At 37.1% G+C, this 13,965-nt stretch carries 18 protein-coding genes; 6 read left to right on the top strand and 12 right to left on the bottom strand.

Features of this window, described 5'->3' with window-relative positions; all coding sequences use genetic code 11:
- Positions 1–34 precede the first annotated feature (34 nt).
- Entirely contained in the window at positions 35–1,696 is a 1,662-nt protein-coding gene (locus tag EHQ24_RS07975; protein ID WP_135601170.1) for a hybrid sensor histidine kinase/response regulator, read from the bottom strand.
- 72 nt (positions 1,697–1,768) lie between these two features.
- On the opposite strand from EHQ24_RS07975, the gene msrB reads away from it, so the two are divergent.
- Entirely contained in the window at positions 1,769–2,311 is a 543-nt protein-coding gene (gene msrB, locus EHQ24_RS07970; RefSeq protein WP_135601133.1) for a peptide-methionine (R)-S-oxide reductase MsrB, read from the top strand.
- Positions 2,312–2,368: 57 nt separating this feature from the next.
- Here the strand turns inward: msrB and EHQ24_RS07965 are convergent, their stop codons facing one another.
- The 11 genes from EHQ24_RS07965 to EHQ24_RS07920 form a co-directional block, all read right to left on the bottom strand.
- Positions 2,369–2,758, bottom strand: a complete 390-nt coding sequence (locus tag EHQ24_RS07965; RefSeq protein ID WP_135601132.1) for a PIN domain-containing protein — start codon at positions 2,756–2,758, stop codon at positions 2,369–2,371.
- A complete protein-coding gene (locus EHQ24_RS07960) occupies positions 2,755–2,955 on the bottom strand; it encodes a type II toxin-antitoxin system VapB family antitoxin (protein WP_208725734.1) in 201 nt (66 codons plus the stop codon). The genes EHQ24_RS07965 and EHQ24_RS07960 overlap by 4 nt, the downstream gene beginning before the upstream one ends.
- 364 nt (positions 2,956–3,319) lie before the next feature.
- Complete coding sequence (locus EHQ24_RS07955) at positions 3,320–3,931, bottom strand: YajG family lipoprotein (RefSeq protein WP_135601130.1); 612 nt, start codon at positions 3,929–3,931, stop codon at positions 3,320–3,322.
- An 82-nt stretch (positions 3,932–4,013) separates the two neighbouring features.
- On the bottom strand, positions 4,014–4,919 hold the full coding sequence (locus EHQ24_RS07950) for a restriction endonuclease (protein WP_135601129.1): 906 nt from the start codon (positions 4,917–4,919) through the stop codon (positions 4,014–4,016).
- Between the two features lie 124 nt (positions 4,920–5,043).
- Positions 5,044–5,220: a hypothetical protein gene (locus EHQ24_RS19215; protein WP_167483062.1), complete on the bottom strand. Its 177-nt coding sequence runs from the start codon at positions 5,218–5,220 to the stop codon at positions 5,044–5,046.
- On the bottom strand, positions 5,220–5,696 hold the full coding sequence (locus EHQ24_RS07945) for a type II toxin-antitoxin system VapC family toxin (protein WP_135601128.1): 477 nt from the start codon (positions 5,694–5,696) through the stop codon (positions 5,220–5,222). Before EHQ24_RS07945 ends, EHQ24_RS19215 begins: the two co-directional genes overlap by 1 nt.
- Before the next feature lie 188 nt (positions 5,697–5,884).
- The gene (locus EHQ24_RS07940; RefSeq protein ID WP_135601127.1) at positions 5,885–6,616 is read right to left on the bottom strand and encodes a hypothetical protein; all 732 of its coding nucleotides are present in this window, start codon (positions 6,614–6,616) and stop codon (positions 5,885–5,887) included.
- Positions 6,617–6,720: 104 nt separating this feature from the next.
- Complete coding sequence (locus tag EHQ24_RS07935) at positions 6,721–7,506, bottom strand: hypothetical protein (RefSeq protein WP_135601126.1); 786 nt, start codon at positions 7,504–7,506, stop codon at positions 6,721–6,723.
- Between the two features lie 3 nt (positions 7,507–7,509).
- Positions 7,510–7,716, bottom strand: a complete 207-nt coding sequence (locus EHQ24_RS07930) for a hypothetical protein (RefSeq protein WP_100791940.1) — start codon at positions 7,714–7,716, stop codon at positions 7,510–7,512.
- Between the two features lie 87 nt (positions 7,717–7,803).
- Positions 7,804–8,358, bottom strand: a complete 555-nt coding sequence (locus EHQ24_RS07925) for a hypothetical protein (RefSeq protein ID WP_135601125.1) — start codon at positions 8,356–8,358, stop codon at positions 7,804–7,806.
- On the bottom strand, positions 8,342–9,406 hold the full coding sequence (locus EHQ24_RS07920; RefSeq protein ID WP_135601124.1) for a KamA family radical SAM protein: 1,065 nt from the start codon (positions 9,404–9,406) through the stop codon (positions 8,342–8,344). Before EHQ24_RS07920 ends, EHQ24_RS07925 begins: the two co-directional genes overlap by 17 nt.
- A 68-nt stretch (positions 9,407–9,474) precedes the next feature.
- On the opposite strand from EHQ24_RS07920, the gene efp reads away from it, so the two are divergent.
- The 5 genes from efp to EHQ24_RS07895 are packed head-to-tail and all read left to right on the top strand — an operon-like array spanning position 9,475 to position 13,961.
- Positions 9,475–10,041 carry an elongation factor P gene (efp, locus tag EHQ24_RS07915; protein ID WP_135601169.1) on the top strand — a complete coding sequence of 189 codons (567 nt, stop codon included), beginning with the start codon at positions 9,475–9,477 and terminating at the stop codon, positions 10,039–10,041.
- A 2-nt stretch (positions 10,042–10,043) separates the two neighbouring features.
- Complete coding sequence (gene mtnB / locus EHQ24_RS07910; protein ID WP_135601123.1) at positions 10,044–10,664, top strand: methylthioribulose 1-phosphate dehydratase; 621 nt, start codon at positions 10,044–10,046, stop codon at positions 10,662–10,664.
- Positions 10,661–11,395, top strand: a complete 735-nt coding sequence (locus EHQ24_RS07905) for an SDR family oxidoreductase (RefSeq protein WP_135601122.1) — start codon at positions 10,661–10,663, stop codon at positions 11,393–11,395. Before mtnB ends, EHQ24_RS07905 begins: the two co-directional genes overlap by 4 nt.
- Before the next feature lie 5 nt (positions 11,396–11,400).
- Positions 11,401–12,138 (top strand): SDR family NAD(P)-dependent oxidoreductase, encoded by a 738-nt coding sequence (locus tag EHQ24_RS07900; RefSeq protein ID WP_135601121.1) that lies wholly within the window; start codon positions 11,401–11,403, stop codon positions 12,136–12,138.
- 2 nt (positions 12,139–12,140) lie between these two features.
- Positions 12,141–13,961, top strand: coding sequence for a hypothetical protein (locus tag EHQ24_RS07895; protein WP_135601120.1), 1,821 nt, complete (start codon positions 12,141–12,143; stop codon positions 13,959–13,961).
- Positions 13,962–13,965: the final 4 nt, after the last annotated feature.

The following is a 13,965-nucleotide window of genomic DNA, read 5'->3' as shown; positions in this document are numbered from 1 at the left end:
GCCTAAAAAAGAAAGGTAAAAATACCTGAATGTCTTAGGTTTTGGACTTTGCAATTTCCTTTAGGTGGTGGTAGAGTTCTTCCTTTAGATAGGGTTTGGGCATAAAGTAATCGAACCCAGAGGTGAGGATATGGTTTTTTTCCTCTGGCATACAGAGTCCTGTGCATGCAAAGAGAATCGGACGGTTTGGTTTTTCCGCCAACCCCTTGGCAATCTCGGTTCCATGTTTTCCTGGCATCTCAATGTCCAAAAAGGCAATGTCGAAGTGGGATTCTTTCAGATCTCTTTCGGTATCGATTCCATTATTTGATTCCGCAATCTCAAAACCGAGTGGTTTCAAATAACTACGAAGAACTTTTCGGTTGAGGTCATTGTCGTCAGCGATGAGAACCCTTTGAGGTTTCGAAAAAACAGGTAAGTTGGAATTTCGGATGAATACTTCATTTGATTGATTAGGATTATTTTCTTCTAATTTCCATAATATTGGAATTTTTACTTTAAAAGTTGATCCTTCACCTAACTTTGATTCTACTTCGACTTCTCCACCCATTTCTTCTAGGGAAAGTTTGACAATCGAAAGTCCAAGGCCAGAACCGGAGATTTCACAACCTTCAGGAACAAATTCATTGTATTTTTGAAAAAGTCTATCTTTGACTTCTGGGGAAATTCCAGGACCGGTGTCTTTGACTTCAATATATAAAAGGCCATTTTGATCATTTGTTTTTTCCAAACGAACGGAACAGATAACTTTTCCTGTGTTCGTAAATTTGACTGCATTGGCAGTTAGGTTCCAAAAAACCTTTTCCATTTTTCTTTTATCTGAATGGAGGATAAAACTCTGATCTACTTCGTTGTGAAGTTGGAAATTTATATTTTTTCGTTTTGTTTCTGCAGTAAAAAAAGAATCGAAAATATCTAAACATTGGTGTAACCCAAACCATTCATTATTTAACACACTAGCATTTTCTTCTAACCTGGAAAGTTCAATGGTATCGTTGACTAGATGTAAAATGACTTCACCTGCATTTTTGATATGATCCACATAACCAAGAATTGTTGGATTTAATTCAGTTTCACGAATCATTTCTGACATTCCAAGAAGCGAGTTTAATGGGTTACGAATGTCGTGGCTAATGGCTGCAATAAAATCCCTTTTGGCTGCCGTGGCTCTTTCTGCTGAAAGTTTCTCTATCTCCAAACGTTCTGTTGATTTGCGCATTTGTAACAAACGAATGGTTTGTTTTCCCAGAAGCCTTAGCATCTGGATTTGGTTTTCATTCAGTTCTCTTGGTTTGTTATCAATGACACAAAGTGTTCCCAGTTTGATTTGGTCATCGAGGGCAAGAGGAATGCCCGCATAAAATATTATATTGGGTGATTCATTGACAAGGGGGTTATTTTTAAACCTGGGGTCAACTTTTGCGTTGGGAACTACAAAGAGTTCATCTCCTAAAATGGCATGGGAACAAAAAGCAAGAGACCTTGGGGTTTCTCGTGCGGGAAGTCCATGGTGGGATTTGAACCATTGCCTTGTTTCATCCACCAAACTCACAAGAGATATGGGAACATTACAAATCATGGACGCTAGTTTTGTAATTTCATCGAACATTTCCTCTTCAGGAGTGTCCAGGATTTCCAGCCCTTTTAAGGCCGAAAGACGTGCGGTCTCATTTTTCGGTAAAGGGGCAATCAGCATAGGATTTTTAGACGAAATCATTTTCGTCTAAAGGAAAGCAAATTTTCCTTTTTTTATATGAGTCTAACCCCTATGAAACGAATTTCCATTTTGTCTTTCATTTCTTTATCTCTAGTCTTTTATTTGTTTCTGGGAACCTCCTGTTCCCAAACTTCCTCCGGCTCTGCGAAAAAACCAGAGAATCCAGAACTGCGGAAAAAGCTTACGGATCTCCAGTACCGTGTCACCCAAGAAGATGAAACAGAACCTCCTTTTCAGAACGAATACTGGGACAACCACCAGTCGGGTATCTACGTGGATATCGTTTCGAAAGAACCTTTGTTTAGTTCCAAAGATAAATTTGAATCAGGCACCGGTTGGCCCAGTTTCACAAGACCACTCGTCAAAGAAAACGTGATCGAAGTGACAGACAATTCCTATGGAATGACTCGCACAGAAGTGCGTTCTAAAAAAGCAAATTCTCATTTGGGGCATGTATTTGATGACGGGCCAATGCCAACTAATAAACGTTACTGCATGAACTCGGCATCCATGGAATTCATTCCAAAGGAAAAATTGAAAGAAAGAGGGTATGCCATTTTTCTATCTGAATTTACAGAATCAGGTAAGGACTAGGGATTGTGTCGAAGTGGAGCGGCGAGACGTTTTATCGTTGTTGTTATGCGTAGTGGCCTAGTTATAGAGTTTTAATTTATGAATTTTGCTCATTAACTTAAAATGTTTATCTAAAGTAAATAAAATAGATTCATTTTGGATTGTATTCTGTAAGATTAGCAAATCAGGAATTCCTATATTATTAATGCCTATTTTAAGGTTAGCAGTTTGGAATTCAATAATCTGCTTCCAATCTATGAAAATCTTAAAGGATTCAATAGATTCCATAATCTGAATCAGTTGCGTTTGTTTTTTTAATTTAAGAAAAGGAATTAACTCTGTTAGAATCAGTTCATTGGTATAGACATTGCCAAGATCGATTAATTTATCAACTTCAGAAGAAATTCGCGAATTTGAGTTTCTGAAATATTCGATCCAGACTGATGAATCTAATAAAACTTGGTTCATCTTTTTCTCAAATCATTTAAATCTACTTCAAGGTCTATGGAACCTTTGAAATTTTTTAAATTTTTTAGTTTCTCTTTCCTTATTAGAGTATTTAAACCTTCTTTGATTACATCAGTTTTTGTTTTGATGTGTGTAAGTTTCATTGCCTCTAATACTAATTCTTCAGGGATATCAATTGTCGTTCTCATCTTATGCATAAGATCGCGCTTTTGTATGCATAAGTCAAGTTTACTTTCTTGTTTTTGATTTCAAAAAGTAATCTTTGCGGCCTATTTTCTCTAGTTTTTTTGTTACTAGTGTCCTGAGGCATACATTTAGGTCATTACGGATAACGAACGAGGGGATACGACATCCCTCGTCGCCGAGCCTCGTAGAGGTCGTTAGTGCCAAAGCAAAGTGAGTAGGCACTGTTATACGAAGTAGCTATTTATTGGTATTTCTTTTCTCTTCAATTTTCCATTTAGTTTCTGAAGTATCATCTTTATTTATATATCTTAATCTATATAAACAGTTAATGAAAATAAATGAAGTTAAGAATGTGATAATTAAGATTTTCATAAATTAAAAACTTCCTTTTTCATTCTGAATGATGGCAACAACTTCAGGTAAAGTTTTTCTGGCGAGATTTTTTAAGCTTCTATCTAAAGCTAAATAATAGAAGTAATCGGGCCAAATGATGGTAGTGGTTTCACCGAAAGCTTTAAATCGACGTTTATAAGTTTTGTTTTTGAAATGGATAAATGTATTAATATCAATAACTGCAATAACGTCGGCAGCAAAAAATCCAACTTCAGGTTCAATGAAAATTTGATTAACTTGAATTTCGATTTCAGGAACATTTGCTTTTGCATCATTTGAAATAGTGATACCAACATTTTGAAGTTCTGTAATGAACATATTTTTAATAATTTCATTTCCTCTAGGTTTGGTAAATATATAGCCACCTTCCATGCCATAGCCGTTTTTCTTAATTCCTTCAATAAATATTCCATCTTTGAAAGCATCCGGATGATCATCGACTTTGTTTAGGATCACAGTTATGTTTCTACTTGGAGTAGGGTTATAGATTGGATCTTCATATTTATACTTTATAATACTATTTGTAAGAATACATCCGAAGCATAAACTGATTATTGAAATTTGTAATTTGTATATTTTTTTCCATTTAAACATGGATGTTTTCCTTTAAATTTTAATTTTTAGCTATGGCGTATAACGAACTAGGGCGTAAGTCCCGAAGTGAAGCGGTTAGTCGCTATTCTTCAACAAAATAATCGGTATCAATTTTTTTAATAATAAAATTTTCTTTTTCGGAAACTCCAACACCGTATTCTATCATTAGTTTTGTTAATTCATTTCCATCAATTAAGATTATTCTACTTTCGATTTTGTTTACATATTCAACTGCATCGTTCGAAAATCTAGAAGTTGTAATAAAAACTCCTTTCTTAGCCCTTTGACCTTGTAATGCCCCTGCAAATTTTTGAATTTCTTGTCTACCAACAGGATTTTCCCATCGTTTCGCTTGAACATAGATGAATTCTAATCCTAGTTTATCTTCTTTAATAATTCCATCTACACCTTCATCACCGCTTTTTTTAGTAAGGATCGCATTTGCATCATTTTTGTCACCGTAACCCATTTTGATAAGCAAATCGACAACAATGAATTCAAAAAAGTATGGTGAGGAAGATTTGAGCAACTTTAATAGCTCAGAAGATAAATCTGATAAAATGATGTTATACCCAGTTTGAATCATTTCCTCTGGAGTTTGTGAGGATAAAGTTTGGATTTCTTGTATGTTTTCTGATTTTTCTGTTGAGTCTTTCTTTAATTTAAAAGCTTCAAATTTAGAAAGATCTTGTACGGTGATATTACTCGGGGAATTTGGCAGATAATTTTTTCCTGCATTTGTAATTTTATAGTAAGATCTTTTTTCGGATTCAATCAATTCTGCCATTTTTAAATATTGAATTGCCCAAGCGACGCGATTGTAGAATAATTTGGCTCTTTTAGATGGTAACATTTCCTCCATTTCTTCATTTGTTGTTTTGAAAACCGAAGCTACATAGTTTCTTATCTCCGAGGTGTGACTTTCTTTATTTCTAGATAGAAATTCTAGAACTGGTTTCATCGCTTCTTGAAATTGTGGTATTGCCATTCTTTTCTACTTTTTATTATTTGAATTATTTTTTGCGAACTTGCACATAACGAACTAGGCTAACCGACGCAGGCTGACCCTGAGTCCCGAAGCGCAGCGTTTCCCCGCTGTTATGCGAAGTCTCTTATTTTAAGGATGGTGTTTTAGACTTTTTATCTAATTCATCTTTCTCTACAATTCTTGCTTTATAAATTTCATGTAGCGATTGATGTTTTTTAAGAATTAGTTCAAAATCATTTTTACTTTCTTGTTCTAATTCTGCTTTAATTTTTCTAACTTCTGTTATAATTAAATCATCCATTATGAAATCTCCATTAAAGCTTCCGGCGTAATAAGCAAGGGTGTTTTCCAATTAAGTTCTAAATTCAAGTCAATTAATGCACTTTGAGTTCTCGGGTTAGAAATGTGTTTCATATTCCAACTTAAAAGATACTCAACTTCATAAAATGAAGCATACGCAATATGAATGGTATCATATTTAGATTTTTCTGGAATGTTTAATTTTGAAAAATATTTCTCAGCAAGAGCCATAATTTCGACTTTTTCTGCTAAAATTGGCAAATTTTCGGATGCTTTTAATCTTTTTTCAGCTTCGAGTTGGTTTCCCTTTGAAATTTCTTCAATTACGGCTAGAGAAATAAAGCAGTCAAATTTACTCATTTCCTCTTCCCACCAGTCAATTGTGGTTTCCTGACGCGATAAAGTGCGAATATCTTTAGAAAGTTTTGCCGTATAGTAGCTTATTACTGAAGTTTCAATATAGACTCGACTGTTCATCTACCAGAACTGTTTAACTATGTGAACTTAGTGTAAAGATTAAAAATTTCCATTTTTTTGAGTTATTTTTGTTAAAGAAAATTTTTTAAGAGATTTCGCATAACGAACTAGTCTACTCGACGTTTCCCGACCCTGAGTCCCGAAGCGCAGCGATTCTCCGTTGTTATGCGAAGGTCTGAATAGTTTCACTAATATTTGAGAAATTTTTCTATTCTATCTAGTGATTTCTTCGCGGAATGGATTTTCTGAATTATTTCTTCTTTTAATTCTGTAGTTGAGCCTTCCCAAGAATCCATCTCTATATTTCCTTGAACTAGCTTTAAGTCTTTTGACTGTTCGCAAAAGAAATGAGATCCATTTAAATCCTCAATTATGCTATCTAGATTTTCATTAATTTCTATATATGCGTCTTCTTTTGATTTAAATTTGCCGTATCTTCGTATATACTCAATTTTTAATTCTTGAGAAACTTTGATAAATAATAAAAGGAAACTAAAAAGCATAAATCCTTTCATTAAATTTCCTATTAAATCATCTGGAATAATTTGTGAAAGGGTTCTTAGTTGTTTTAAAATAGTAATAGTCATCAAGATGCAAGATAATACTAGAAAGATAACAAAATACTTTAGCCCAAGCTGTAGTTTTTCCGATTTATCTCCCTGTATTTTTACTTTTAATTCAACAAATTGAAATATACCGGAGCAGATTAAAACTATTGTTGCAAAAGCAAAATCGGTTGAGGCAAAAAAAGTATTCCATTCGAAATTTGTAAAATACCTTTGCAAAACAAATATAATTACTAATGGTAATAAAACAAAAGCTATTTCTCTGAATATGAAAGCAAAAGTAACATCTTGCCAATAATTCAAACTAGTATAAGGGTAAAACTTTTTGTGTAATGTTGAAATTTTATCTTTCATATTTAATTATAAATCTTCAGACTTTCGCATAACGAACAATATCCGTTCTCTAGCTCAACTCTTGAGGTATTATTTGCTTGGTGAATCTGAAACCTTCGGTTTTTTTAAGCCCAAAGATTCATCATAAACTCTTCATCATTTCGTAGAGAAATGAGTTTGTATTTGGTTTCGTGAATGTCCTCTCTGGAAACTTCGCGTTTCCAGCGAACATCTACTTTCAGTTTACGAACGCGGGTTTGTAATTCCAAAAGTTCAAATACTGATTCATCCATTTCCTTTCGATACAAATTGGTGAAAAGGGGAGCAAGCTGGTCAGGGGTGTCCATTTTCAAAAGTTCAATATGAGTTAGGTCATGGATATTTTGCAAAGCCCAAATGTGAAGGGTGAGAGTTGTGATCCGTTCGAGTTGAGAAATTTCGTCTTTAATATTTCGAGTGACTTGTTGTTTGAAAAAACGAATTCGTTTTTCTAGGTATAGGGTGAGATCGGATTTTGGAATTTCTCTTTGTTTCCACTTTTCCCAATCGGTTTTTAAATCTTCAAAAAGGCCTTCCCCAAAAAATACAGAAGAGGCTTCCATCAGTTGCACACTTCCTGGTTCGGAAATCTTTAACCTGTGACGAAGAGAATCTGCATCTCCCGCAATCATATTCACAGGGGCCACGTCTTCTAACTTTTGTAAGGCGCGAGAAATGGAATCAATAAATTGTGACTTCATTTGGTCAGTCGAATGAGCTACCAAATAAAAATTGAGATCGGATTCTGGATGGAAATCACCACGTTCCCTAGATCCATAAAAAAGAATTTGGTAAGGTTTCGTTGACGGGATGATTTCTAATTCATCCAAAACTTGTGCATAGAGGTTAGGGTTTAGTGCTTCAAATTCCATGGTTCATTCAAAGTATAATTTCATTCGAGATAAATTTTCTAAAATGGCTTTGAAGGCTCGGTCACGTTCTTCATTGCCGGGAAAAGGAAGGGATTTAACATTATTGAGATCTTGGTAAATGATTTCAATGGAAGGTTGGTTGGGATTTTTTTTGATGGAGGCAATGTAATCCAAATTGATAACTTCCGATTCACCGAGTTTTAACCACATAGAAATTCTCCTCAAAGCCTAACGCCCACTCTCTATTTGCCTAATCTTTTTTTCTAAAAAATCAGGCTTTGCGGGAAATCTAAAGAGTTAATAGAGATCGAGGGACTTTAGCACCATTTGGTGAAGTTCCTTTGCCAGTTCTTTGGAACCGTTCTGGCCTGGAATGATGGTCTCAAAAACCAGTAAAAACCCATTATGGATCCCTTCCCAGCGTGCATAGAGTCTGGAACCTGGGAGAGAAAATACAAGGACACTGCATTTTTTGTTTCCCCAAACAAAGTAGGAAACATCTGGATTTTGGACTTCGTCCTGATAGAAATAAGGAAACCGGGACTGGTTTTCTCTGTCGGTGGAGGAGAGTCGCATCCATTGGATTTGTTTGTCCGATTCCAATTGAATTTCATAACTATTTCCTGTTCCAAAAATAGAACCCGATTTTAAGAGTTCAAAATTTTCTTTTGCCACCCAAACGGCGTGGTAGGTCAGGCGAAGTTCTTTTGTTAGGTTAGATTTTTTCTCTTCGGGTTTTGGTTCCGCTAAAGATGGATCCGATTTTTTTTTGGTAAGGATTCCTTGTTCCGATGATTGGCAAGCCATAACCATTAAAAAAAGTACAGGAATGATTTTAATGGCCCACTTCATATTCATCTCCTAAATAATTTTGGAATAGATATCCATCTTTTGTTTTCTTTTGAAAATAGTCAGGGGAGAGAAGAACCTTCCCTCCACCACCAGTCAGGTCTTTTACATAACTGGGAATGGTGATCCCAGAATGATAACCACGGAGTTTCCGATAGATTTCAATCCCACGTTCAATCGGCACAACAAAATCAGAACTTCCAAATACCTCATCACATTGGTGGAGGTAATAGGGTTTGATCCCGATGGAGATCAGTTTGTAATTGAGTTCCGACAAAATTTTTGCGTCATCATTGATTCCTGAAAGTAACACGGATTGGTTAAAAATAGAGACATGGCCTGTTTTTATCATTCGCATAACATACATTTTAGTTTCATCTGTAATTTCATTGGGGTGATTGAAATGAGTGACCATATACAAAGGAAAGTATTTTGCAAACACTTCGTTTAAAGACTCTGTAAGCCGCATGGGCATAGTCACGGGATGGCGGGTATGGATTCGCACTTGGTTGAGATGTGGAATGGATTTTAATTCCCCTAAAAGATAATCGAGTGAGGAATCAGCAAGTGTGAGTGGGTCACCGCCAGACAAAATGATTTCTCGTAATTCCGTATGAGTGCGAAAGTATTCCAAAGCTTTTTCCCATTCTTTGCGATTGGGAGTTTCTTCGGGGTCAGATACCTTTCGTTTCCTTGTACAAAACCGGCAATACACGGCACATACATGAGAAATATACCAAATGGCGCGGTCAGGGTATCTGTGTGTCACCCCTTTGACGGGCATATATTTTTCTTCCGCCAGTGGGTCTTCGACTTCATTGGGATTTTTTTTCAATTCTCCGGCCCTAGGGAGGATTTGTTTGCGGATCGGACAGTTTGGATTATCTTTTTCCACTCTTTCCAAGTAGTAAGGTGTGACGGCAAAACTAAATTCTTCTAGTGCGGGTGCAAAACTTACCCTCTCTTCTTCGGTAAGAGTTAGTTTTTTTTCCAAATCCTCTAAGGTAGTGATTCGGTTTTGTAATTGCCATTTCCAATCCGACCAGGTCATCGCTTATGACCATACTTCGGTTGACACATGGCCAAGTCCCTCGGATTTTGTTTACGAGTAACGAAATTATGAACTTAGGCATTACAGAAGTAAAAAAAGGAATGATCCTCAAGATTGAGAACGAGCTTTATTCCGTCGTCAAAACAGAGTTTGTGAACCCAGGAAAGGGTTCTGCATTCATCCGTACCAAACTGAAAAACATTGTCCGCGATTCTTCCATTGAAAGAACCTTCAAAGCGGCTGAAAAATTAGAAAGTGTGGATTTGGAACGTCGTAAAATGCAATATTGTTACGCAGACGGTGACCAAATCATTTTTATGGATGTCAACGATTACGAACAGATCCCAGTTTCCAAAGATTATGTGGAAGACATCCTTCCATTTATGAAAGAAGAAACTGCGGTGGAAGTTTCGTTTTACAATGACAAACCAATCGGTGTCACACCTCCTAACTTTGCTATATTGGAAGTGACTTATGCAGAAGATGGTCTCAAAGGGGATACAACGGGTCTTGCTCTCAAACGAGTGACTGTAGAAACTGGTGGAGAAGTTCAAGTTCCCATCTTTATCAAACAGGGAGACACAGTAAAAATTGACCTTCGAGATTTGTCCTACGTGGAGCGAGTCAACAAATAGATTTGGAATCTTTTTCTTTCTTACAAGAACTTACCAAACTTTCCCATACCTATTATGAAAGGCAGTGGATGTACGCCACTGCTGGAAATCTCTCTGCTCGCGATGGAGATACGTTTTGGATCACAGCTTCTGGAAAACATAAGGGAGAACTTACCAATAAAGACTTTGTTTCGGTTTCTGTAGCGGACGGTTCCCTGGTTTCTGCCGGTGAGGGTCTAAAACCTTCCGCAGAAACGAGCATCCATCAGGTGGTTTACTCAAAGATTCCTGTGGCAGGTGCAGCTCTCCATGTCCATACTTTGGATTCTAATTTGTTAGAATTTGGAATTGGAAAAGAAGAAGGGTTTCGGGACATTCCCCTCCCACCGATTGAAATCATCAAAGCCTTTGGGATTTGGGATGAAAAACCAAATCTTAAGTTTCCTGTTTTTTATAACCACACACATGTTCCGACCATTGCTTCGGAAATCAAACGTTACATTGAAACAAAAGGGATACCCCAAGTTCCATTTTTACTCATTGAAGGCCATGGGCCTACTGTTTGGGGAAAGTCTGTGGCGGAAGCCAACAAACATTTGGAAGCGGTGCATTTTCTTTTGCAAGTGATGGCAAGACGGATATGAAACCAAAAGCCCAAGTTTATATTTTTGGAATTGGTTCCGGAATTGGACAAGGGCTTTACAACCGATTTTTAGAAGATAAATCTGTTTCTCTTTATGGATTTTCCCGAAAAGGAGAACTCCCACTCAATACCTTTTCTAAAAAAGAAAACGGAACTTTTGTTTTTGATGCCACAAAAAAGGAAGATCTAAGAACCATAGAAATTTCCCTTTCAGAGAAATATGGATTCCAAAAAGAACCTTCTGCACCTAATTACATCGAAACAGAACTGTATGTTTATTTTGCTTTGGGTGATGGAATTTTTGGCCCAATTGCCGATTTACAAGAGGACGAATTAACTTCGCATTTCCAACTCAATGTCCATTCTCTCATTTTACTTGCGAAGGCTTTCGCCCCCCATTTGTCTTACTTCCAACAAGCTACATTTGTGTTTTTAGGATCCACTGCGGGAAAACAAGGATTTCCAGAATCGGTGGCCTATTGTGCGTCCAAACATGCGGTTCTCGGAATCGCCCGGGCCCTTCGCGAGGAATGGAAACCATTCGGAACCAAGGTGGTTCATGTGAGCCTTGGGGCTGTGGCCACAGAAATTTGGGACACAAGACCGCAGTTTGACAAGAATGATATGGTTTCTATTTCGGACATTTCCGAGTATTTGTGGAGTATTTCCCACTTGCCTAAATCTGTCTTTGTAGATGACTTATCCATTACCCCAAGAAAAGGAATCTTATAGTTCCCATGGAATTTAAGGAATCGATTGTACTCGTGACCGGTGGCAGTGGAGGGATTGGACGAGAAATCGTACGAACCCTTGTCCTCGCGGGGTTTTCTGTTTGGAACTTGGACAAAGTTCGGCCCGCATCCCCCATCTTGCAAGAGACCTACCGCGAAGTGGATCTGGCAGAAACACCTTTTGTGGTGGAAAGGAGCCTTTCCAAAATCATCCAGGAAAGTTCGGATGCTGGTGATCTCTATGGTCTTGTGCATAACGCTGGATTCGGTGGGCCTTACCATCCCATCACCGATGTTTCGATTGAAGAATGGGATTCCATTTTTCGGATCAACTTAGGTAGTTTGTTTCTTTTTTCCAAATTTCTTTTGCCTATCTTTCAAAAACAAAATTTTGGAAGGATCGTGGCCATTGCTTCTTCTTTATCAATTGTTGGTTCAGCCAATTCAGTTGCTTATTCTTCCTCCAAACATGGATTAGTTGGTTTCATTCGTTCCATTGCCGATGAATGGGGAAAATTTGGAATCACCGCCAATGCAGTCAGTCCCGGTTTTGTGGATACAAAAATGGGAATCCAGGAAGACCAAGTTTCAGATCATAAAGCAAAAATCATCGACAAAACGCCTGTTAGGAGAATTGCGGAACCTTCGGAAATCGCCCGTGTGGTGAATTTCCTCCTTCAAAAAGAATCCGGGTATATTTCTGGATCCAACTGGACTGTCGACGGCGGACTCACAGCCATCTAAACATGAGAATATCAGTTCCGCACGATCATTTTTTACAACTCACTACTAAAGAAACCTTAGGAAGGTCTTCTGGGATCATTTTACAAAAAGAAGCCTTGTCTATTATGAAGACGGTCGAGGTCCAAAGTTCGCGGGAGAATATAGAAGGCGGTCATTTGTTTCGACCAACAGATCCGAATTTTGAAAAATTAAAAATGGATCATGAAACGGCACTAGATGCCATGTGGCAGCTCATTGATTACGGGCTTACGACTCAACTTTTTGAAATCAAATATGATGCGGATGTAGGTGAATTACGATTTGTAAATTTTCTTGTAGGACTTCCTGGAGGAATGCCTTTAGAAGAACCCTATAAATTACTCATCGCAAAGTCTACAGAACATTTATTCCAATACATCCAAGCCAAACGGATTTTATCCGAAGACACATGGCGTAATGTTTTAACCAAACTCGCAGACATTGATTACAATGAAAATGATGGGTCTGGTGATGAACTAGATCGTTTGTTGGAGCCCAAACAGTTCCCCTTGCAACCGTCAGCCGAGATGTTGAAACGTTCTCGTGGACTCATTATCGATGAATTAGAAGCAGACCCACGGATCATTGTCCTTCCTCATGTGGGATTTTATTCGATCCCGGAAATGGATGCTGCCAATTTCCTTCATATTGCAAACGAATATTTAATGACTAAGGTAGAACCTTTAGCAAAGGCCTTTGATACAGAAATCAGATTAGCCTTTGATCGGATTCATACAACAATACCTGCTACTGGTAATTCGGAACCTAGTGAAATTGATCTCATCCGTTCCAAAATTGATATGTTGTATGGATTTAAAGAAATTTTAAAAGAAAATGGATTTTATCCTTTAGTTCATAATTTACGAAAAGTGGCTGAAATGGCAGCCAAATACGCTGAGGTCGAAAAAAAACGTGAAGTGGATCGGCTCCTTAAAGTGTATATGAAGATGTTGGATAGCCAATTCGATTTTGATTCAAGGCTTCTTCGTATCAATTTAGAAAAAGACAACGAACACGATACCATCATCATTGATTTACTTCGAAAAAATCCCAAAGTTCTTTCGGCAGAGTGGCATGACCAAGATTCGAAAATTGCCGTTTTTGTGAATAACAACCAAAGTAATATCAAAGATATCAATAACTTAATTTTTCAAAATTACCGGTTCACCACAGAACATATTTTATATCTTAAAGCCATCATAGAGTTAAACGAAAAAGAACTAAAACCTCTATTCAAAGATGAAGAGTTTGTCAAAACTTATGGTAAAAACTTGCAAACAGTTTATTTCAATTATATCCCTTGGTTTTATAAACTTTTTTATTATTTAGGAGTGACTCCTATAGTAAACTCTGGTTATGCGAAGGCAAAATCAATCCTTTCCTATGCACAGATGGATCGTCAGTTTTTATACCAAAAACGTAGGGAAAATTTCTTTAAAAAGAAACTTAGGGAAAGAGAAGAACGATTTGAAAAAGAAAAAAAACAACAACTAAAAAGGGCTCTGACTTCAGCTCTAAGCGATGCTTATTTTCAAAAGAATTGTTTGCCTTCGGTGGATTGGCTTGGTTCTAATTATCCAGCCTTCTCAGCAGAAACTCTAGAAAAAATGATTCCTGACTTTGCTTTTATATCCACTACAGGAAAAACTGTGAAGTCAAACTCGGTGATCCTATTTCCGAATTCACCAGAATTTGAATCGCTGAACAAACGTTTGAAGGAACTTTTCAACCAGTGGACAAGAGGGGAAATAGAACCTCCAGACGAAGACAAAGAATTGTTAGTTCAAATTCGTGGTCTGATTTAGAATT

Origin of the sequence: Leptospira noumeaensis, from assembly GCF_004770765.1 — a bacterium.
Lineage (GTDB): Bacteria > Spirochaetota > Leptospiria > Leptospirales > Leptospiraceae > Leptospira_A > Leptospira_A noumeaensis.
Note: the sequence above shows the minus strand (reverse complement) of the source record. Positions and strands in the feature narration are given on the sequence as shown.

Excerpts from the sequence above, each read along its gene's own strand:
- EHQ24_RS07920 (WP_135601124.1), bottom strand. The coding sequence starts at position 9,406 with ATGACCTGGTCGGATTGGAAATGGCAATTACAAAACCGAATCACTACC.
- EHQ24_RS07955 (WP_135601130.1), bottom strand. The coding sequence starts at position 3,931 with ATGTTTAAATGGAAAAAAATATACAAATTACAAATTTCAATAATCAGT.
- EHQ24_RS07940 (WP_135601127.1), bottom strand. The coding sequence starts at position 6,616 with ATGAAAGATAAAATTTCAACATTACACAAAAAGTTTTACCCTTATACT.
- EHQ24_RS07945 (WP_135601128.1), bottom strand. The coding sequence starts at position 5,696 with ATGAACAGTCGAGTCTATATTGAAACTTCAGTAATAAGCTACTATACG.
- EHQ24_RS07965 (WP_135601132.1), bottom strand. The coding sequence starts at position 2,758 with ATGAACCAAGTTTTATTAGATTCATCAGTCTGGATCGAATATTTCAGA.
- EHQ24_RS07960 (WP_208725734.1), bottom strand. The coding sequence starts at position 2,955 with ATGCATAAGATGAGAACGACAATTGATATCCCTGAAGAATTAGTATTA.
- efp (WP_135601169.1), top strand. The coding sequence starts at position 9,475 with ATGAACTTAGGCATTACAGAAGTAAAAAAAGGAATGATCCTCAAGATT.
- EHQ24_RS07930 (WP_100791940.1), bottom strand. The coding sequence starts at position 7,716 with ATGTGGTTAAAACTCGGTGAATCGGAAGTTATCAATTTGGATTACATT.
- EHQ24_RS07905 (WP_135601122.1), top strand. The coding sequence starts at position 10,661 with ATGAAACCAAAAGCCCAAGTTTATATTTTTGGAATTGGTTCCGGAATT.
- EHQ24_RS07950 (WP_135601129.1), bottom strand. The coding sequence starts at position 4,919 with ATGGCAATACCACAATTTCAAGAAGCGATGAAACCAGTTCTAGAATTT.
- EHQ24_RS07925 (WP_135601125.1), bottom strand. The coding sequence starts at position 8,358 with ATGAAGTGGGCCATTAAAATCATTCCTGTACTTTTTTTAATGGTTATG.
- EHQ24_RS19215 (WP_167483062.1), bottom strand. The coding sequence starts at position 5,220 with ATGGATGATTTAATTATAACAGAAGTTAGAAAAATTAAAGCAGAATTA.
- msrB (WP_135601133.1), top strand. The coding sequence starts at position 1,769 with ATGAAACGAATTTCCATTTTGTCTTTCATTTCTTTATCTCTAGTCTTT.
- EHQ24_RS07895 (WP_135601120.1), top strand. The coding sequence starts at position 12,141 with ATGAGAATATCAGTTCCGCACGATCATTTTTTACAACTCACTACTAAA.
- EHQ24_RS07975 (WP_135601170.1), bottom strand. The coding sequence starts at position 1,696 with ATGCTGATTGCCCCTTTACCGAAAAATGAGACCGCACGTCTTTCGGCC.
- EHQ24_RS07935 (WP_135601126.1), bottom strand. The coding sequence starts at position 7,506 with ATGGAATTTGAAGCACTAAACCCTAACCTCTATGCACAAGTTTTGGAT.
- EHQ24_RS07900 (WP_135601121.1), top strand. The coding sequence starts at position 11,401 with ATGGAATTTAAGGAATCGATTGTACTCGTGACCGGTGGCAGTGGAGGG.